The organism is Pseudomonas sp. KCJK9111, from assembly GCF_046231935.1.
Lineage (GTDB): Bacteria > Pseudomonadota > Gammaproteobacteria > Pseudomonadales > Pseudomonadaceae > Aquipseudomonas > Aquipseudomonas parafulva_B.
On record NZ_JBJJMO010000003.1, the window covers coordinates 84,185 to 103,084 of the forward strand.

The following is an 18,900-nucleotide window of genomic DNA, read 5'->3' on the forward strand; positions in this document are numbered from 1 at the left end:
GTTCAATGCTCGTTCTGCACGTCCAGGACGACCTGGAACAAGGCCTCGCTGCTCTGGGCTGCACGCAAGCGATCACGAACGTCCTTGCGATCGAGCATGCTGGCTATCTGGCGCAGCAGTTCAAGATGGGCGTCGGTGGCCGCAACCGGAACCAGCAGAACGAAAAGCAGGTCCACGGGCGCGCCATCGATCGCGTCATAATCAATTGGCGCGTCGAGGTGCAGAAGGGCGCTGACCGGTGAGGAGCACCCTTCAAGGCGGCAATGGGGAATGGCGATGCCATTACCGAAACCGGTAGAGCCCAACTTTTCGCGGGCCACCAGTTTTTCGAAGACGTCTTGCATTTCAAGTTCAGGCACTTGATCGGCAATCAGGGTGGCGACCTTTTCAAGGGCGCGCTTCTTGCTGCCGCCCGGCACGTTCACGAGGGAACGGCCGGGGGTCAGGATGGTTTCAAGTCGGATCATGGATGAGGGGGATCAGCGGGCTGCTGCACCTTGCAGCAGGCTTTGCTGTTTTTCCTTGTGTTTTTTCAGTTGGCGGTCGAGCTTGTCGGCCAAGGCGTCGATCGCTGCATACATGTCTTGGTTTTCGGCGTTGGCTACCACTTCACCGCCAGGAATCTGCAAGGTCGCTTCGACCTTCTGCTGCAGCTTCTCGACTTTCATGATGACCTGCACGTTAGTGATCTTGTCGAAGTGACTCTCCACGCGGGCGAGCTTTTCGAGCACGTAATCGCGCATTGGCTGGGTGACTTCTACATGCTGTCCACTGATATTGACTTGCATACAGCTTCTCCTTTTGTTGCCCGTGCATCAAAGAGGCAGGTGTTGCACCTGCCACACAAACGCGGTGGCACATCTCAGGGGCTACATCAATCGCTTGCGCTCGCTCGAGGGTGCGATACCCAGGGACTCGCGGTACTTGGCGACGGTGCGACGGGCGACCTGGATGCCTTGTGCCTCCAGTAAACCAGCGATCTTGCTGTCACTCAATGGCTTTTTCTGATTTTCCGCGGCAACCAGTTTCTTGATGATCGCGCGGATCGCCGTGGACGAGCATTCACCGCCCTCGGAGGTGCTGACGTGGCTCGAGAAAAAGTATTTCAGCTCGTAGATGCCACGCGGCGTATGCATGTACTTCTGGGTGGTGACCCGGGAAATGGTCGATTCGTGCATGCCCACGGCTTCTGCGATGTCGTGCAGCACCAGCGGCTTCATCGCCTCGTCGCCGTGGTCCAGGAAGCCGCGCTGGTGCTCGACGATCTGCGTAGCCACCTTCATCAAGGTTTCGTTGCGACTTTGCAGGCTCTTGATGAACCAGCGTGCTTCCTGCAGCTGGTTGCGCATGAAGGTGTTGTCGGCACTGGTGTCGGCGCGGCGCACGAACCCGGCGTATTGCGCGTTCACGCGCAGGCGTGGCACCGCCTCCTGGTTCAGTTCCACCAGCCACCGCTCGCTGTCCTTGCGCACGATCACATCCGGCACCACGTACTCGGGCTCGCTGGACTCGATTTGCGACCCTGGGCGGGGGTTGAGGCTCTGCACCAGTTCGATGACCTGGCGCAGCTCGTCTTCCTTGAGTTTCATACGGCGCATGAGCTGGCTGTAGTCGCGGCTTCCCAGTAGGTCGATGAAGTCGCTGACCAGGCGCATGGCTTCGGTCATCCACGGGGTGCTGGCCGGCAGCTGGCGCAGTTGCAGCAACAGGCATTCGCCCAGCGTACGGGCGCCCACACCGGCAGGTTCGAATTGCTGGATACGGTGCAGCACTGCCTCGACTTCGTCCAGCTCGATGTCGAGCTCGGGGTCAAACCCTGCACAAATCTCGTCCAGGCTGTCTTCCAGGTAGCCCTGGTTGTTGATGCTGTCGATCAAGGTGACTGCAATGAGCCGGTCGGTGTCGGACATCGGGGCCAGGTTCAACTGCCACAGCAGGTGGCTTTGCAAGCTCTCCCCAGCCGACGTGCGGGTAGTGAAATCCCACTCGTCGTCGTCATTGCTCGGCAGGCTGCTGGCGCTTGTCTGGTAGATGTCTTCCCAGGCGGTGTCGACGGGAAGCTCGTTGGGAATGCGTTCGTTCCACTCGCCGTCCTCGAGGTTGTCGGCGCTGGCAGTGGTTTCCTGGAAGCTGTTGTCCTGAACGTCGCTGGTGGGTTTGTTCTCGGCGTTATCCGCCATGGGGTCGGTGTTGTCGAAGTCGTCGCCGTCTTCCTGGCGCTCGAGCATCGGATTGGACTCCAGGGCTTCCTGGATTTCCTGCTGAAGGTCCAGGGTGGAAAGCTGGAGCAGGCGGATGGCCTGTTGCAACTGCGGTGTCATCGTCAGTTGCTGGCCCATTTTTAGGACGAGCGATGGTTTCATGGCAGATGCTTTGTACCTTGTTCGCCGGCGCACATGCGCCTTCCACTACACGAGGGCGCCGGGGCGCCATTTCAAGCAAGATTTATGCCTTAAATTGTAGCGTTTGCCTAGAGCACTGTAACAACTTGGCCCAACTTGTGGGCGTCTTTGTCCGTGCCCAAGGCGCGCGTCTTGATCAAAGCCTGAACTCGTGTCCCAGGTAAACTTCTTTCACCAGGTCATTGGCCAGGATGGTCTGGGCATCGCCTTCGGCGATCAGGCGACCGTCGTTGACGATGTAGGCCGTTTCACAGATATCGAGCGTTTCACGCACGTTGTGGTCCGTGATCAGCACACCGATGCCCTTGGCCTTGAGGTGATGAATGATCTGCTTGATATCGCCGACCGAAATCGGGTCCACGCCTGCGAAGGGCTCATCGAGCAGAATGAATTTTGGCGCGGTTGCCAATGCCCGGGCAATCTCGACACGGCGCCGCTCACCACCGGACAGGCTCATGCCCAGGTTGTCGCGAATGTGGGTGATGTGGAATTCCTGTAGCAGACTTTCGAGCGCCTGGCGCTGGCCCTCGCGGTCGAGGTCCTTGCGGGTTTCCAGGATCGCCTTGATGTTGTCGGCCACAGTCAGCTTGCGGAAGATCGACGCTTCCTGCGGAAGATAGCCGATACCGGCCTGGGCGCGACCGTGCATGGGCTGGTGGCTGACATCGAGGCTGTCGATCAGCACGCGCCCCTGATCGGCCTGAACCAGGCCGACGATCATGTAGAAGCACGTGGTCTTGCCGGCGCCGTTGGGGCCGAGCAGGCCGACGATCTGACCGCTGTCGATCGACAGGCTGACGTCTCGCACGACCTGGCGGCCCTTGTAGCTCTTGGCCAGGTGCTGGGCTTTGAGGGTTGCCATTTACTCGGCCTTCTTCTTGGGCTGGATCACCATGTCGATGCGCTGACGCGGCGTGGTTACGTTGCCACCCCGACCGGCAGTGGCCACTTGTGTCTGGGTGTTGTAGACGATTTTCTCGCCTTCGGTGGTGTTGCCTTCGTTCTCCACCTTGGCTCGGTCGGTGAGTACCACCAGGTCTTTCTGGGCCTGGTACTGGATGGTAACGCCCCAGCCTTTCATCTTGTCCGCCTTGGACGCGCTTTGTTGCTGCTCGAAGTAGGCCAGGTTGCCCACCGAGGTAACCACGTCGATATCACCACCGTTCGTGCGAGTGATGGTCACGGTGTTGCCTTTGATCATCATCGAGCCCTGGGTGATGATCACGTCACCGGTGTAGGTGGCCACGCCTTTCTTGTCGTCCAGGTGCGCATTGTCGGCCTGGATGCGAATCGGCTGGTCACGGTCGTTCGGCAGGGCGAGGGCGCTCGCGCTTCCCAGTGCTGCGCTCAGGCTGAGCAAAAGGGGGAGGGTTTTAACGAGCCTCATACTGTCCTCTTACGTTAGAGAGCAGGTCCATCCTGCCTTCTTTCAGGTACGCTTTCATTCCTTTGCCCGTGGTCGTCCCACCGGCGCCGTCGATTCTAACGGCTTGCTCGGTCTGCGCATATTGCTTCTGCGGGAACACGGTCATGCGCGAGCTGGTGATGATGGTCTCACGCTTCTGTTCGTCAGTGCGGGCAACCCGCACATTGTCGATCAACTCGACCTCGCTGCCATCGGGGTTGACCTCGGCGCGGGTGCTTTGTACGTGCCACGGGAACGCCGTGCCGCGGTACAGGTGCAAGTCCGGCGTGGTCAACATCGTGACCTCGCTGGCCTTGAGATGTTCGACTTTGTCGGCGGTCATTTCGTACTGGAGCCTGCCATCGGGCAGAAACTGGACGCTGTGGGCGTTAATGGCGTAGTAGTCGATGGCGCTTTCGTCGACCTGGGCGACTGGCTTCTCCAGGAAACTCTCCGGGCTGACGTTCCAGTAGCCGACGGCCACCAGCAGGGCCGCAATGGCCCCGAGCAGCACGATGTTTCTGGCTTTCTTGCTGAACATGGGCAACCTTACAGGTAGTTGGCGTTGGCAGCATCCAGGGTGCCCTGGGCCTGCATGATGAGTTCGCAGAATTCGCGCGCGGCACCTTCGCCCCCGCGGGCCTGGGTCACGCCATGAGCGTGTTCGCGCACGAACGGCGCCGCATTGGCCACGGCCATGCCCAGTGCCACGCGACGAATGACCGGCAAGTCCGGCAGGTCGTCGCCAAGGTAGGCCACCTGATCATAGCTCAGGCCCAGCTCGGCGAGCAGGCCGTCAAGCACCACGAGTTTGTCCTCGCGCCCCTGATACAGATGCGCGATACCCAGGTTCTTCGCCCTGCGCTCGACGACCGGTGTCTTGCGTCCGCTGATGATCGCGGTGGTGACGCCTGACGCCATCAGCATCTTGATGCCATGCCCGTCGAGGGTATTGAAGGTCTTGAACTCGCTGCCGTCCTCAAGAAAATAGAGGCGCCCGTCGGTGAGCACGCCATCGACGTCGAAGACCGCCAGCTTGATGGCCTTGGCGCGTTGCATCAGATCCTGATTCATCGTGGAGCTCCTCACAGTACGCCAGCGCGCAGCAGATCGTGCATGTTCAGGGCGCCGGTGGGGCGGTCGTGGGCGTCCACCACCACCAGTGCGCCAATCTTGTTGTCTTCCATGATTTTCAATGCCTCGGCAGCCAGCATTTCAGCCCGGGCGGTCTTGCCGTGTACCGTCATCACCTCCTCGATCAAGGCGGTGCGCACGTCGATGTTGCGGTCCAGGCTGCGGCGCAGGTCGCCGTCGGTGAAGACGCCGGCCAGGGTGCCATCGTTTTCGATGATCACGGTCATGCCCAGGCCTTTGCGGGACATCTCGAGCAGGGCGTCCTTGAGCAGCGTGCCGCGCGTGACCCTGGGCAGGTCGTCGCCGGCATGCATCACGTTCTCGACCTTTAGCAGCAGCCTGCGTCCAAGTGCACCGCCGGGGTGCGAGAAAGCAAAGTCTTCGGCCGTGAACCCGCGTGCTTCGAGCAGGGCGATGGCAAGGGCATCCCCCAGTACCAGCGAGGCGGTAGTAGAGGATGTGGGTGCCAGGTTCAGCGGGCAGGCTTCCTGGGCGACGCTGGCGTCAAGGTTGACGTCGGCGGCCTGGGCCAGGGACGAGGCCGGGTTACCGGTCAGGCTCACCAGCTTGATGCCCAGGCGCTTGATCAGTGGTAGCAAGGTGATGATTTCGGCAGTGCTGCCGGAGTTCGACAGCGCGAGAATCACGTCGTCGCGGGTGATCATGCCCATGTCGCCGTGACTGGCTTCGGCCGGGTGCACGAAGAAGGCTGGCGTGCCGGTGCTGGCCAGGGTGGCGGCGATCTTGTTGCCGATATGCCCGGACTTGCCCATGCCGACCACCACGACCCGGCCCTTGCTGGCCAGGATCAGCTCGCAGGCCTTGACGAAGTCGTCGCCGATACGCTCGATCAGGGCCGTCACGGCCTCGAGTTCCAGGCGCAGGGTGCGCTGGGCGGATTGGATCAGCTCGCTGGATTGGCTCATGTCGAAAAAGCAGTGTCTGATAAAAAGGCGGCGATTATAGCGGTAATGATTGAAACCCTCACGCTTTCGATTGTCGTAGGCAATATCCCCAAACACTGTCGGCTAGCTGAACAGCGGGCGGTACGGCCTTGGGGCGGCGTTCAGAGCGGTGTTATAGTTCGCGGCTATTCGGCCTGGCCCGGGGTGTGTGCCTTCCCGATGAAGGCTGACGTCCACTAGGACAGGGCTGCACTAGCAAGGAGTCTAGATGAGTGTGGATAGCGCCTGCGCGGTCGAGTTGAAGGGGGTTACCTTCAAACGCGGTTCACGCAGCATTTTCAACAATGTCGACATCCGTATCCCGCGCGGCAAGGTCACCGGCATCATGGGGCCATCGGGTTGCGGCAAGACCACGTTGCTTCGTCTGATGGGTGCGCAACTGCGCCCTGCAAGCGGGGAAGTGTGGGTGGCCGGGCAGAACCTGCCGGCGCTTTCACGCAGTGACCTGTTCGATGCACGCAAGCAGATGGGCGTGCTGTTCCAGAGCGGCGCCCTGTTCACCGACCTCGATGTCTTCGAGAACGTGGCGTTCCCCCTGCGCGTGCACACTCAACTGCCGGACGAGATGATTCGCGACATCGTGCTGATGAAACTGCAGGCAGTGGGCTTGCGCGGCGCCATCGACCTGATGCCGGACGAACTGTCCGGCGGCATGAAGCGGCGCGTGGCCCTGGCCCGGGCCATCGCACTGGACCCGCAGATCCTCATGTACGACGAGCCCTTCGTGGGCCAGGACCCGATCGCCATGGGTGTGCTGGTGCGCCTGATCCGCCTGCTCAACGATGCCCTGGGCATTACCAGCATCGTGGTGTCCCATGACCTGGCAGAAACTGCCAGCATCGCCGACTACATCTATGTGGTGGGCGATGGCCAGGTGCTGGGGCAAGGTACCCCGGACGAATTGATGGGTTCGGATAACCCGCGCATTCGCCAGTTCATGAAAGGCGATCCCGATGGCCCCGTGCCGTTCCATTTCCCTGCGCCCGATTACCGCGCCGACCTGCTGGGGGCGCGCTGATGCGTCAGAAATCCATTCTTGAACGTGTGCGCCTGCTGGGGCGCTCGGCCATTGACGTGCTGGCGGTGCTGGGGCGGTCCTGCCTGTTTCTGTTCCATGCGCTGGTCGGGCGCGGCGGCATCGGCGGCGGCTTTCAGTTGCTCACTCGCCAACTGTATTCGGTGGGTGTGCTGTCCTTGGCCATCGTGGTGGTCTCGGGCATGTTCATCGGCATGGTGCTGGCCCTGCAGGGCTACAGCATCCTTACCAAGTACGGCTCCGAGCAGGCGGTAGGGCAGATGGTCGCCCTGACCCTGCTGCGCGAACTTGGCCCGGTGGTGACCGCCTTGCTGTTCGCAGGCCGGGCCGGTTCTGCCCTGACGGCCGAGATCGGCAACATGAAGTCCACCGAGCAGCTTTCCAGCCTCGAGATGATCGGCGTCGACCCGCTCAAATACATTGTTGCGCCGCGCCTTTGGGCAGGGTTCATCTCGCTGCCGTTGCTGGCGCTGATCTTCAGCGTGGTCGGTATCTGGGGTGGTTCGTGGGTGGCGGTCGACTGGCTGGGCGTCTACGAAGGGTCTTTCTGGGCCAACATGCAGAACAGTGTCTCCTTCACCGACGATGTGCTCAACGGGCTGATCAAGAGCCTGGTGTTCGCCTTCGTTACCACCTGGATTGCCGTGTTCCAAGGGTACGACTGCGAGCCCACGTCCGAAGGGATCAGCCGTGCCACTACCAAGACCGTGGTCTATGCCTCGCTGGCTGTACTGGGTCTGGACTTTATTCTGACCGCTTTGATGTTTGGAGATTTCTGATGCAAAACCGCACCCTGGAAATCGGTGTCGGCCTGTTCCTCCTGGCCGGCATTCTGGCGTTGCTGATGCTGGCCCTGCGTGTCAGTGGCCTATCGGCCAGCCCGGCCACCGATACTTACAAAGTTTATGCCTACTTCGACAATATCGCCGGTTTGACTGTCAGAGCCAAGGTGACCATGGCCGGGGTTACCATCGGCAAGGTCACCGCCATCGACCTGGACCGTGATTCGTACACCGGTCGGGTGACGCTGCAACTGGACAAGTCGGTGGATAACCTGCCGACCGACTCCACGGCGTCGATCCTGACGGCCGGGCTGCTTGGCGAGAAATACATCGGTATCAGCGTGGGCGGTGAGGAAGACGTACTCAAGGAGGGTGCGACCATTCACGACACCCAGTCGTCGCTGGTACTCGAAGACCTGATTGGCAAGTTCCTGCTCAACTCCGTTGGCAAGGAACCCAGAGACGCGCAACCGGACAACTGAGGAGTTTCCATGATATCGATTCTGCGACGTGGCCTGCTGGTTCTGCTGGCGGCTTTCCCCTTGCTGGCCGTGGCGGCACAATCGCCCCACGATGTAATCCAGAGCACCACCAACGAGTTGTTGAGTGATCTGAAGGCCAACAAGCAGCAGTACAAGGCCAACCCCAATGCGTTTTACGAGTCGCTCAATCGGATTCTCGGTCCGGTGGTCGATGCCGACGGTATCTCCAGGAGCATCATGACCGTCAAGTATTCGCGCAAGGCCACGCCTGAGCAGATGCAGCGCTTCCAGGAAAACTTCAAGCGCAGCTTGCTGCAGTTCTACGGCAATGCCCTGCTCGAATACAACAACGAAGGAATCGTGGTCGACCCGGCCAAGGCCGATGATGGCAAGCGTGCCAGTGTTGGCATGAAGGTGACCGGCAACAACGGCGCGGTATACCCGGTGCAGTACACGTTGCAGAACATCGCTGGCGAGTGGAAGGTCCGCAATGTGATTGTCAACGGCATCAACATCGGCAAGCTGTTCCGTGACCAGTTCGCCGATGCCATGCAGCGCAACGGCAACGACCTGGACAAGACCATCGACGGCTGGGCCGGTGAAGTGGCCAAGGCCAAGCAGAGCGCCGACAGCTCGCCGGAAAAGGCTGTCAAATGAGCCAGGCCGCCACCGCAAGCATGACCGAGCCTGGCGTACTGCGCCTGGCCGGCGTGCTGGACTACCGCAGTGGCCCTGCGCTGCGCAAGCAGGGCCAGGCGCTGATCAAGGCCAGCGGTGACGCGCAGTTGATCATCGACTGCACGGCTGTCGAGCGCTCCACGAGCGTGGGTCTGTCGCTGTTGCTGGCTTTCCTGCGCGACGCCCAGGCCGCTGGCAAGCGTTGCCAGGTGCGTGGCATGCCTGATGACATGCGCGACATCGCCCAGGTTTATGACCTCGACGAGGTGCTGGCGAGCTGAAGCGCTAGCGGTAGAATCGCCCCTCGGTCAGTGAACCCCTTCGTTGGGCTTCGCAGGCGAGGGGCTTTTTTGTATGATGGCCGACCCGTGCGCATCGGGCGCCGATTGAGGTTGAGCATGCAGGCCCTAGAAGTTAAAAGCTTCCTTGAAGAAAAATTGCCGGGTTCCCGGGTCGAAGTTGAAGGCGAAGGCTGCAACTTCCAGTTGAACGTGATCAGCGACGAGCTGGCTGGCCTTAGCCCGGTCAAGCGTCAGCAGGCGATCTACGCCCACCTCAATCCATGGATCGCCAATGGCAGCATTCATGCGGTAACCATGAAATTTTTCAGCAGCGCAGCTTGGGCTGAGCGCACCTGAGCCACAAGGCGGCGAGATTCCAAATGGACAAACTGATTATCACTGGTGGCGCTCGTCTTGACGGCGAGATCCGCATTTCGGGTGCGAAAAACGCCGCCCTGCCGATCCTGGCCGCCACCTTGCTGGCCGATGGCCCGGTCACCGTAGGCAACCTGCCGCACCTGCACGACATCACTACCATGATCGAGCTGTTCGGGCGCATGGGCATCGAGCCTGTGATCGACGAAAAGCTGGCTGTGGAAATCGACCCGCGCAGCATCAAGACCCTGGTCGCGCCGTATGAACTGGTCAAGACCATGCGTGCCTCGATCCTGGTGCTCGGCCCCATGGTAGCCCGCTTCGGTGAAGCCGAAGTGGCCTTGCCCGGCGGTTGCGCCATTGGCTCACGCCCGGTCGACCTGCACATCCGCGGCCTGGAGGCCATGGGCGCAAAGATCGAAGTCGAAGCCGGTTACATCAAGGCCAAGGCGCCTGAAGGCGGGCTGCGTGGTGCGCACTTCTTCTTCGATACCGTCAGCGTGACCGGTACCGAGAACATCATGATGGCCGCAGCCCTGGCCAAAGGCCGCAGCGTGTTGCAGAACGCCGCGCGCGAGCCTGAAGTGGTCGACTTGGCCAACTTCATCAATGCCATGGGCGGTAACGTGCAGGGCGCGGGCACCGACACCATCACCATCGATGGCGTGGAGCGTTTGGGTTCGGCCAACTACCGGGTCATGCCCGACCGTATCGAGACCGGTACCTACCTGGTCGCCGCTGCCGTGACCGGTGGCCGCGTCAAGGTCAAGGACACCGATCCAACCATCCTTGAAGCCGTACTGGAAAAACTCAAGGAAGCCGGTGCCGATATCAACACCGGCGCGGACTGGATCGAGCTGGACATGCACGGCAAGCGGCCCAAGGCTGTCAACCTGCGCACCGCGCCCTATCCTGCGTTCCCGACCGACATGCAGGCGCAGTTCATCTCGCTCAACGCCATCGCCGAAGGCACTGGCGCTGTCATCGAGACAATCTTTGAAAACCGCTTCATGCACGTCTATGAAATGCACCGTATGGGCGCGCAGATCCAGGTCGAGGGCAACACGGCCATCGTCACTGGCGTCAATGCGCTCAAGGGCGCCCCGGTCATGGCCACCGACTTGCGCGCATCGGCCAGTCTGGTACTGTCGGCCCTGGTTGCCGAGGGCGACACCCTGATCGATCGCATCTACCACATCGACCGTGGTTACGAGTGCATCGAGGAAAAACTGCAGATGCTGGGCGCGAAGATCCGTCGCGTTCCGGGCTAGGAGCCCGTTGGCGCAGTGTAGGAAGGCTTGCAGCCTCGCTTGCCCTGCCTGCGCCTCATGAATTGAATGCCGCCAGGTCGTTGACCTGGCCAGCAGTAGCCGCTTAAGGACTGACGTTCCAATGCTGACCATCGCGCTTTCCAAAGGCCGAATTCTCGACGATACCCTGCCGTTGCTGGCCGAAGCCGGTATCGCACCCACCGAGAACCCGGACAAGAGCCGCAAGCTGATCATTCCCACCACGCAGGACGACGTGCGCTTGCTGATCGTGCGTGCCACCGACGTGCCGACCTATGTCGAGCATGGCGCCGCCGACCTGGGCGTGGCTGGCAAGGACGTGCTGATGGAGTACGGCGGCCAAGGTCTCTACGAACCGCTGGACCTGCAGATTGCCCGCTGCAAGCTGATGACGGCCGGGGTGGTCGGTGCGCCAGAGCCCAAGGGGCGTCTGCGGGTGGCCACCAAGTTCGTCAACGTGGCCAAACGTTATTATGCCGAGCAAGGCCGCCAAGTCGACATCATCAAGCTGTACGGTTCCATGGAGCTGGCGCCGCTGATCAACCTGGCCGACAAGATCATCGACGTGGTCGATACCGGTAATACCTTGCGTGCCAACGGCCTGGAACCCCAGGAGATGATCGCCGACATCAGTTCCCGCCTGGTGGTCAACAAGGCCTCCATGAAAATGCAGCACGCCCGCATCCAAAGCCTGATCGACACCCTGCGCAAAGCGGTCGAATCGCGACACCGCGGCTGACTTCTGCGCGCGACCTTCGCTGTCGCGCCCGTCTATCCGCGTCATAGCCACTTTTCTCAGGTGCCCGCGCGGATGGACTGGTAGCCTAGGGCGCCTGAGCATTCGCTATCAACCGAGGCCCTCGCCATGACCGTGTCCACTGCAATTGCCCGTCTCAACGCTGCTGACCCGGACTTCGCCCGACATCTGGATCATCTGCTGAGCTGGGAGAGTGTGTCCGATGAGGCGGTCAACCAGCGCGTGCTCGACATCATCAAGGCTGTGCGCGAGCGCGGCGACGACGCCCTGGTAGAGTTCACCCAGCGCTTCGATGGTCTGCAAGCCGACTCCATCCAGGACTTGATCCTCGATCGTCAGCGGCTTGAGCTCGCACTGACCCGCATCACCGACACCCAGCGTGCGGCCCTTGAAAAAGCCGCCCAGCGCGTGCGCCTTTACCACGAGCGGCAAAAACAGGACTCCTGGCAGTACACCGAAGCCGATGGCACGGTGCTGGGCCAGAAGGTTACCCCGCTGGATCGCGCCGGGTTGTACGTGCCTGGCGGCAAGGCGTCCTACCCCTCATCCGTGCTGATGAACGCCATTCCAGCCAAGGTGGCGGGTGTGGGCGAGGTGGTCATGGTGGTGCCCACACCGCGTGGCGAGGTCAACGAGCTGGTGCTGGCCGCGGCCTGTATCGCCGGTGTCGATCGGGTGTTCACCGTCGGTGGCGCCCAGGCGGTGGCTGCCCTGGCCTATGGCACTGCCAGCGTACCCAAGGTCGACAAGATCGTCGGCCCGGGCAACATCTATGTCGCCACGGCCAAGCGTCATGTGTTCGGGCAGGTCGGGATCGACATGATCGCCGGCCCCTCCGAGATCCTGGTGGTGTGTGACGGCCAGACCGATCCTGACTGGATCGCCATGGACCTGTTCTCCCAGGCCGAGCACGACGAGGACGCCCAGGCCATCCTGGTAAGCCCGGACGCCGCTTTCCTCGACCGCGTCGCGGCGAGCATCGACAAGCTGCTGCCGACCATGGAGCGGGCCGACATCATCGAGAAGTCGGTCAATGGGCGGGGTGCATTGATCCAGGTGCGCGACATGCAGCAGGCTATCGAAGTGGCCAACCGTATCGCGCCTGAGCACCTCGAGTTGTCAGTGGCAGATCCACAGGCGTGGCTGCCGCACATCCGTCATGCCGGCGCCATCTTCATGGGGCGTCACACCAGCGAGGCGCTGGGTGACTACTGCGCGGGCCCGAACCATGTATTGCCCACCTCCGGCACTGCACGCTTCTCGTCGCCGCTGGGGGTCTATGACTTCCAGAAACGTTCATCGATCATCTTCTGTTCGGAGCAGGGCGCTTCCGAACTGGGGCGCACGGCCTCCGTGCTGGCCCGCGGCGAGTCGCTGACCGCCCACGCGCGCAGCGCCGAATACCGCATTCTGACTACCGAGAAGGGGAACTGAACATGAGTCGATTCTGGAGCCCGTTCGTCAAGGCGCTGGTGCCCTATGTCCCTGGTGAGCAGCCCAAGCTTGCCCGACTGGTCAAGCTGAACACCAACGAGAACCCCTATGGCCCGTCGCCCAAGGCGCTCGAAGCCATGCGCGGTGAAATCAACGACAGCCTGCGCCTTTACCCTGATCCCAATGGCGATCACCTGAAGCAGGCGGTAGCGGACTACTACGGCATCACCGCTGCCCAGGTGTTTGTCGGCAACGGCTCGGACGAGGTGCTGGCGCACATCTTCCATGGCCTGTTCCAGCACGATGCACCTCTGCTGTTCCCAGACATCAGCTACAGCTTCTATCCGGTGTATTGCGGGCTGTACGGTATTGCCTACGAGCAGGTGCCCCTGGACGAGCAGTTCCAGATTCGCGTCGAGGATTACCGCAAGCCCAATGCCGGCATCATTTTCCCCAACCCCAATGCGCCGACTGGCTGCCTGATGCCGTTGCAGGCCATCGAGCAACTGTTGCAGCAGAACCCGGATTCGGTGGTGGTCGTCGATGAGGCCTATATCGATTTCGGCGGTCAGACGGCGATCAGCCTGGTAAGCCGTTACGACAATTTGCTGGTCACCCAGACCCTGTCGAAATCGCGCTCCCTGGCCGGCCTGCGGGTGGGCCTGGCGGTAGGTCATCCGGACCTGATCGAGGCGCTGGAGCGGATCAAGAACAGTTTCAACTCCTACCCGCTGGACCGCGCCGCCATCGTCGGTGCGGCAGCGGCATTCGCCGATCGCGCTTATTTCCAGCAGACCTGCCAGAAAGTGATCGACAGTCGCGAAGCGCTGGTGGGCGAGTTGCAAGCGCGTGGCTTCGAGGTGCTGCCATCGGCAGCCAACTTCGTCTTCGCCCGCCATCCCCAACACGATGCCGCCGCCCTCGCGGCCCGGCTACGCGAGCAAGGGGTGATCGTGCGTCACTTCAAGCAGGCGCGGATCGATCAGTTCCTGCGCATCACCATTGGCACTCCTGAAATGAATCAGGCGTTGCTCGACGCCCTGGTCTGACGCCGTTGCGTTCGCCATGTCCCGCAAGGGTCATGGCGAATGTCTTTTTCAAGGTTATCGAACCACGAGTGCGGACCAGGCGACGCACCTGATCTTGCTCGCCTTCTGACACGAGTTACCAATGCCTGAACCTAGAACGCCCAAAACCTCCGCAGTGGATCCTGACCGCGACCCGTTGCTCATCGACGCCGAGGCGGACGACGAGCAGGTACAGCCCCAGCCGCCGGTCAGGCACAAGCCCTGGCTGCTGTTACTCGGCCTGGTACTGGTGGCCTTGAACCTGCGCCCTGCGTTGTCGAGCATGGCGCCGGTATTGGGGCAGGTTTCCGACGGGCTGGGGCTCAGCGCAGCGCAGGCAGGCCTGCTGACGACATTGCCGGTGCTGTGCCTGGGCCTGTTCGCGCCGCTCGCGCCCATGCTGGCGCGCCGTCTGGGCAGCGAACGGGTGGTGCTGGGCATTCTGGCGACCTTGGCGCTGGGCATCGTACTGCGCAGTGTCCTGGGCACGACAGGTCTGTTTCTGGGCAGCCTGGTGGCCGGTGCCAGTATCGGCATCATCGGTGTACTGCTGCCGGGTATCGTCAAGCGCGACTTTCCACAGCATGCCGGCACGCTGACCGGCGTCTATACCATGGCGCTGTGCCTGGGGGCGGCGATGGCGGCGGGGGCGACCGTGCCGTTGGCGCACGCGTTGGGTGACAACTGGGCCCCGGCACTGGGGTTCTGGATGCTACCGGCCGTGCTGGCCATGCTGGTATGGCTGCCGCAGGCGCGCAACGGTCATGGCGTGCACAAGGTCGCCTATCGCGTGCATGGCCTTTGGCGTGATCCGCTGGCATGGCAGGTCACCCTGTACATGGGGCTGCAGTCCTCGCTCGCCTACATTGTCTTCGGCTGGCTGCCCTCGATTCTGATTGGCCGCGGCCTTAGCCCAACCCAGGCGGGCCTGGTGCTGTCGGGGTCGGTGATCATGCAACTGGTCAGCTCGCTTGCAGCACCTTGGCTGGCAACCCGTGGGCGTGATCAGCGCCTGGCGATCGTGGTGGTCATGCTGGTGACCCTCTGCGGACTGTTCGGCTGCCTTTACGCCCCCTTGTCGGGGCTGTGGGGCTGGGCAGTGCTGCTGGGCCTGGGCCAAGGCGGCACGTTTGCCCTGGCACTGACCTTGATCGTGCTGCGCTCAAGGGATGCGCATGTGGCGGCGAACCTCTCCAGCATGGCTCAGGGCGTTGGCTACACGCTGGCGTCGATGGGCCCGTTCGCCGTGGGCCTGGTGCATGACCTGACCGGAGGCTGGAATGCTTTGGGTTGGGTGTTTGCCGTGCTCGGTGCAGGGGCCATCGTGTTCGGCCTGGGGGCCGGGCGCGCGTTGCATGTGCAGGTTACCAGCGAGAAGGTCTGATAGCTTCGCGGTGGTACTGGCGTAACCCGGCGAGGCAGATTATCGTGCGGTTTTCACCCTCAGGAAGCCCCTTTGATGAGCGATGCCAACCGCGAGTTGATCACCCGTTTCTACCAGGCTTTCCAGCGGCTTGATGCCCAGGCCATGGTCGCCTGTTACAGCGATGACGTGGTGTTCAGTGATCCGGTCTTCGGCACGCTGCGTGGCAAGGACGCCGGCGACATGTGGCGGATGCTGACCCGGCGCGCCAAGGATTTCTCCCTGCGCTACGACAACGTGCGTGCCGATGAGCGCGGTGGTTCGGCGCAATGGATTGCCACTTACGTTTTCGCCCAGACCGGACGAGGCGTGGTCAACACCATCCAGGCACGTTTTGAAATCCGCGATGGGCTGATACACCGGCATGAAGACAACTTCGACCTGTGGGCCTGGTCCCGCCAGGCCTTGGGTGCGCCAGGGCTGCTGCTGGGCTGGACACCCTGGCTGCAAGCGAAAGTACGCCACCAGGCATTCAAGGGCTTGCGGGCGTACCAGCACGCTCAAGGGGCGGCGACCGCCTGATCAGGCTCGTGATAGGTGAACGTGGCACGCTCGCCGGCCTGCCAGGGTAGCTGTATCTTGATCACGGGTATGAAGCCGCCATGGGTGCGGTGCCAGTCTTTTTGATCAGCTTGAGCTTGCTCCAGGGCACCGTACTCCCCGTCGATGTAGAAGAATGACTGGATGGGCAGCTCGCTCGCGCGGGCTTCATCCCAAGCGCCGATCACTATCTCGTTCCAGACAAAGGGCAGCTCGTCAGCAAACAGTCGTTGCGCGCGCAGGGTCTGGTGGAAGGCTTGTGCACGTTCCGGTACGCGCGCCCGGCGTATGTCGAAGGCGCATTGGCGCTTATAGTCGCCGGTCAGCCTGAAGCGTGCGATCCAGTCTTCGGCCGTATGCACGCCTTGCTCATGGCAGGCCGCTTCACGTTCGGGTGTCTGTCGATTGTCACCGCATCCCCGGTTGTCTCGTTCCCATGTGTCGCCATCGGTGGGCCATGCGCAGAGCATTTCATAGCGCAGGGAGCCGGCGGGTCGCTGCAACAGCGGATACAAGGTGAAGCCACTGCGACCATCGGCGGCCAGGCCAGTGGTCGGCAAGTCACTGCGCAGGTAGGAAAACGAAACACCACCTTTGTCCTTGCTGTTCTGGCTATGATGCCAGGTGTGATAGTGCTGGGATGGACGCGTGGACCTCAGCAAGACGCCAGAGCAGGCATGGGCCGGCACGGCATTGCCCTCGCACTGGGTGGGGATGGCGTTATAGTTTTCCTGCATGCGGGCGGCGGTCTGGGCGCCAATCGAAGCCTGTGCGCTGGCGGTTGCAGCGAGTACCGCAGTGGCCAGCAGTGAACGAATCTGTAAATGGAGCATGATGAGCCCTCGTCGAGTGGGCTCATGAAGTTAATGATGGATACAGCCGTTGTGGTGAGTGAAAACGTGCCGGATCAGGTAATAAAACCTTGGTATGTGTACCTGGTCAGGGCGGCCAATGGCGCGCTTTACTGTGGCATCAGCGATGACCCGCGGCGGCGCTTCGAGGCGCACTGCAAAGGCCAGGGTGCACGCTTTTTCAAGACCAGCCCTGCCCAGGCCCTGGTCTACGTGGAGCGGTGGCCGGACAAAGGCGAAGCCTTGCGCCAGGAAAGGCTGGTCAAGCGCCTGCGCAAGTCGGCGAAAGAGGCACTGGTGTCCTCCTACAACGCCGAACCTGCATGCGGTGCAGTCAGTCCTTGCGACGCTTGAGCTGATCCACGAGCGTTGTGGGCAGCCCCTTGATGATCAAGGTGCCAGCCGCTTCGTCGTACTCCACCTTGTCACCCAGCAAATGGGCCTCGAAACTGATCGACAGCCCTTCGGCACGGCCGGTGAAGCGACGGAATTGGTTGAGGGTGCGCTTATCGGCAGGAATCTCCGGTGACAGCCCGTAGTCCTTGTTGCGGATATGGTCGTAAAACGCTTTGGGCCGATCTTCATCGATGAGGCTGGACAGTTCTTCGAGCGTCACAGGCTCGCCCAGCTTGGTCTGCGTGGTGGCGTAGTCCACCAGTGTCTGGGTTTTTTCACGGGCAGAGGCCTCGGGCAGGTCCTCGCTTTCCACGAAGTCACTGAACGCCTTGAGCAACGTGCGCGTCTCGCCCGGCCCGTCCACACCTTCCTGACACCCGATGAAGTCACGGAAGTAATCCGAGACTTTCTTGCCATTCTTGCCCTTGATGAACGAGATGTACTGCTTGGAGTTCTGGTTGTTCTTCCATTCCGAAAGGTTGATGCGCGCCGCCAGGTGCAACTGACCCAGGTCCAGGTGCCGCGAGGGCATGACATCGAGTTCGGCGTTCACGGCAACGCCTTCGCTGTGGTGCAGCAGTGCGATGGCCAGGTACTCGGTCATGCCTTGCTGATAGTGCGCAAAGAGCACGTGCCCGCCGGTGGACAGGTTGGATTCTTCCATCAGCTTTTGCAGGTGCTCCACGGCCAGCCGACTGAAGGCGGTGAAATCCTGCTCCTGATCCAGGTACTGCTTCAACCAGCCACTGAGCGGGTAGGCACCGGACTCGCTGTGAAAGAACCCCCAGGCCTTGCCCTGCTTGGCGTTGTAGCTGTCATTGAGGTCAGCGAGCAGATTCTCGATGGCGTCGGAGGCTGCCAGCTCGGCGTCGCGTGCGTGCAGCACGGCAGGGCTGCCATCGGGCTTTTTGTCGATCAGGTGAACGATGCAATGTCGGATTGGCATGGGGTTCTCGGCCAGCTGCAAAAGCGCTGAAGTTTACCTCAGACGCTCGGTGATTCAGTGGCCGGATCGTAGCAGAAATGAAGGTTGGCGGTTTTTTGCTCAAATTCGCGGTGTTTTCATCAGTAGGGCCTGAAAACCTGCATTAAATCAGGGGCGGCAGCGGATATTTATCCGCTGCTGTGGTAGTTTTGCGCGGTCTTGCGCCCCTGCTGTGGCGCATTGCTGCAGTACGCGCTCGGCGTGTCGAACCAAACGCTGATTTGCGTATCTACATACCCAATTGGCGCGGCCCTCCAATCTCGTCGGGGCTGGCCCGATAACGTCGTCGTTCGCTGCATAACCATCGAATTTGATAGGGAAGGAACACCACCATGGCATTGACCAAAGACCAACTGATTGCCGACATCGCCGAATCGATCGCAGCGCCTAAAGCCACCGCCAAGAACGCTCTGGAGCAACTGGGCCAGATCGTTGCCGACCAACTGGAAAACGGCGCTGAAATCACCCTGCCAGGCATCGGCAAGCTGAAAGTCTCCGAGCGTCCTGCCCGTACCGGCCGCAACCCTTCGACTGGCGCCGCCATCGAAATCGCTGCCAAGAAAGTCGTCAAGTTCGTACCGGCCAAAGTGCTGACCGACGCCATCAACAAGTAATTGT

The 18,900-nt window shown here is 61.5% G+C and carries 24 protein-coding genes; 14 read left to right on the forward strand and 10 right to left on the reverse strand.

What is annotated here, in order from left to right:
* Nucleotides 1-2 precede the first annotated feature (2 nt).
* The 8 genes from ptsN to ACK59L_RS02340 all read right to left on the reverse strand — a co-directional run bounded on the left by ptsN (nt 3) and on the right by ACK59L_RS02340 (nt 5,867).
* Nucleotides 3-467 (reverse strand): PTS IIA-like nitrogen regulatory protein PtsN, encoded by a 465-nt coding sequence (gene ptsN, locus ACK59L_RS02305; protein ID WP_027913742.1) that lies wholly within the window; start codon nt 465-467, stop codon nt 3-5.
* Nucleotides 468-479: 12 nt separating this feature from the next.
* Nucleotides 480-788 carry a ribosome hibernation-promoting factor, HPF/YfiA family gene (gene hpf, locus ACK59L_RS02310; protein WP_196136160.1) on the reverse strand — a complete coding sequence of 103 codons (309 nt, stop codon included), beginning with the start codon at nt 786-788 and terminating at the stop codon, nt 480-482.
* A gap of 81 nt (nt 789-869) precedes the next feature.
* On the reverse strand, nt 870-2,363 hold the full coding sequence (locus ACK59L_RS02315; RefSeq protein WP_409271616.1) for an RNA polymerase factor sigma-54: 1,494 nt from the start codon (nt 2,361-2,363) through the stop codon (nt 870-872).
* 175 nt (nt 2,364-2,538) lie between these two features.
* Nucleotides 2,539-3,264, reverse strand: coding sequence for an LPS export ABC transporter ATP-binding protein (lptB, locus tag ACK59L_RS02320; RefSeq protein ID WP_058604413.1), 726 nt, complete (start codon nt 3,262-3,264; stop codon nt 2,539-2,541).
* Nucleotides 3,265-3,789, reverse strand: coding sequence for a lipopolysaccharide transport periplasmic protein LptA (lptA, locus tag ACK59L_RS02325; RefSeq protein ID WP_023533341.1), 525 nt, complete (start codon nt 3,787-3,789; stop codon nt 3,265-3,267).
* Nucleotides 3,776-4,348 carry an LPS export ABC transporter periplasmic protein LptC gene (lptC, locus tag ACK59L_RS02330; RefSeq protein ID WP_028687057.1) on the reverse strand — a complete coding sequence of 191 codons (573 nt, stop codon included), beginning with the start codon at nt 4,346-4,348 and terminating at the stop codon, nt 3,776-3,778. Before lptC ends, lptA begins: the two co-directional genes overlap by 14 nt.
* A gap of 8 nt (nt 4,349-4,356) precedes the next feature.
* Nucleotides 4,357-4,881 carry an HAD family hydrolase gene (locus ACK59L_RS02335; RefSeq protein WP_027913745.1) on the reverse strand — a complete coding sequence of 175 codons (525 nt, stop codon included), beginning with the start codon at nt 4,879-4,881 and terminating at the stop codon, nt 4,357-4,359.
* Nucleotides 4,882-4,892: 11 nt separating this feature from the next.
* Nucleotides 4,893-5,867, reverse strand: a complete 975-nt coding sequence (locus ACK59L_RS02340) for a KpsF/GutQ family sugar-phosphate isomerase (protein ID WP_058637505.1) — start codon at nt 5,865-5,867, stop codon at nt 4,893-4,895.
* 247 nt (nt 5,868-6,114) lie between these two features.
* Here ACK59L_RS02340 and ACK59L_RS02345 point away from each other — a divergent pair, with 247 nt between their 5' ends.
* The 12 genes from ACK59L_RS02345 to ACK59L_RS02400 all read left to right on the forward strand — a co-directional run bounded on the left by ACK59L_RS02345 (nt 6,115) and on the right by ACK59L_RS02400 (nt 16,032).
* Nucleotides 6,115-6,924 carry an ATP-binding cassette domain-containing protein gene (locus ACK59L_RS02345; RefSeq protein ID WP_023533446.1) on the forward strand — a complete coding sequence of 270 codons (810 nt, stop codon included), beginning with the start codon at nt 6,115-6,117 and terminating at the stop codon, nt 6,922-6,924.
* A complete protein-coding gene (mlaE, locus tag ACK59L_RS02350) occupies nt 6,924-7,721 on the forward strand; it encodes a lipid asymmetry maintenance ABC transporter permease subunit MlaE (protein WP_058604415.1) in 798 nt (265 codons plus the stop codon). The genes ACK59L_RS02345 and mlaE overlap by 1 nt, the downstream gene beginning before the upstream one ends.
* A complete protein-coding gene (mlaD, locus tag ACK59L_RS02355) occupies nt 7,721-8,206 on the forward strand; it encodes an outer membrane lipid asymmetry maintenance protein MlaD (protein ID WP_023533426.1) in 486 nt (161 codons plus the stop codon). Before mlaE ends, mlaD begins: the two co-directional genes overlap by 1 nt.
* 9 nt (nt 8,207-8,215) lie before the next feature.
* Entirely contained in the window at nt 8,216-8,863 is a 648-nt protein-coding gene (locus ACK59L_RS02360; RefSeq protein ID WP_023533395.1) for a phospholipid-binding protein MlaC, read from the forward strand.
* Complete coding sequence (locus ACK59L_RS02365; RefSeq protein WP_058637507.1) at nt 8,860-9,165, forward strand: lipid asymmetry maintenance protein MlaB; 306 nt, start codon at nt 8,860-8,862, stop codon at nt 9,163-9,165. Before ACK59L_RS02360 ends, ACK59L_RS02365 begins: the two co-directional genes overlap by 4 nt.
* A 117-nt stretch (nt 9,166-9,282) precedes the next feature.
* A complete protein-coding gene (locus tag ACK59L_RS02370; protein WP_019471361.1) occupies nt 9,283-9,522 on the forward strand; it encodes a BolA family protein in 240 nt (79 codons plus the stop codon).
* A 23-nt stretch (nt 9,523-9,545) separates the two neighbouring features.
* Nucleotides 9,546-10,811 carry a UDP-N-acetylglucosamine 1-carboxyvinyltransferase gene (murA, locus tag ACK59L_RS02375; protein ID WP_196136162.1) on the forward strand — a complete coding sequence of 422 codons (1,266 nt, stop codon included), beginning with the start codon at nt 9,546-9,548 and terminating at the stop codon, nt 10,809-10,811.
* Between the two features lie 121 nt (nt 10,812-10,932).
* Nucleotides 10,933-11,568: an ATP phosphoribosyltransferase gene (hisG, locus tag ACK59L_RS02380; protein ID WP_058604418.1), complete on the forward strand. Its 636-nt coding sequence runs from the start codon at nt 10,933-10,935 to the stop codon at nt 11,566-11,568.
* A 126-nt stretch (nt 11,569-11,694) separates the two neighbouring features.
* Nucleotides 11,695-13,020: a histidinol dehydrogenase gene (gene hisD, locus ACK59L_RS02385; RefSeq protein WP_058604419.1), complete on the forward strand. Its 1,326-nt coding sequence runs from the start codon at nt 11,695-11,697 to the stop codon at nt 13,018-13,020.
* Between the two features lie 2 nt (nt 13,021-13,022).
* Complete coding sequence (gene hisC, locus ACK59L_RS02390) at nt 13,023-14,069, forward strand: histidinol-phosphate transaminase (protein ID WP_409271622.1); 1,047 nt, start codon at nt 13,023-13,025, stop codon at nt 14,067-14,069.
* 121 nt (nt 14,070-14,190) lie between these two features.
* Nucleotides 14,191-15,471, forward strand: coding sequence for a CynX/NimT family MFS transporter (locus ACK59L_RS02395; protein WP_409271624.1), 1,281 nt, complete (start codon nt 14,191-14,193; stop codon nt 15,469-15,471).
* A gap of 75 nt (nt 15,472-15,546) precedes the next feature.
* Entirely contained in the window at nt 15,547-16,032 is a 486-nt protein-coding gene (locus ACK59L_RS02400) for a nuclear transport factor 2 family protein (protein ID WP_144964393.1), read from the forward strand.
* Here ACK59L_RS02400 and ACK59L_RS02405 read toward each other — a convergent pair.
* Complete coding sequence (locus ACK59L_RS02405; RefSeq protein WP_409271626.1) at nt 16,011-16,883, reverse strand: hypothetical protein; 873 nt, start codon at nt 16,881-16,883, stop codon at nt 16,011-16,013. The genes ACK59L_RS02400 and ACK59L_RS02405 overlap by 22 nt on opposite strands.
* A 36-nt stretch (nt 16,884-16,919) precedes the next feature.
* On the opposite strand from ACK59L_RS02405, the gene ACK59L_RS02410 reads away from it, so the two are divergent.
* On the forward strand, nt 16,920-17,255 hold the full coding sequence (locus ACK59L_RS02410; protein ID WP_230375190.1) for a GIY-YIG nuclease family protein: 336 nt from the start codon (nt 16,920-16,922) through the stop codon (nt 17,253-17,255).
* On the opposite strand, the gene yejK is transcribed toward ACK59L_RS02410, so the two are convergent.
* Nucleotides 17,236-18,243 (reverse strand): nucleoid-associated protein YejK, encoded by a 1,008-nt coding sequence (gene yejK / locus ACK59L_RS02415; protein WP_023533422.1) that lies wholly within the window; start codon nt 18,241-18,243, stop codon nt 17,236-17,238. The two genes, ACK59L_RS02410 and yejK, sit on opposite strands and share 20 nt — an antisense overlap.
* Before the next feature lie 371 nt (nt 18,244-18,614).
* Between yejK and ACK59L_RS02420 the strand changes: the two genes are divergently transcribed.
* Nucleotides 18,615-18,896 (forward strand): HU family DNA-binding protein, encoded by a 282-nt coding sequence (locus ACK59L_RS02420; protein WP_003255106.1) that lies wholly within the window; start codon nt 18,615-18,617, stop codon nt 18,894-18,896.
* The last annotated feature ends 4 nt before the right edge of the window (nt 18,897-18,900 follow it).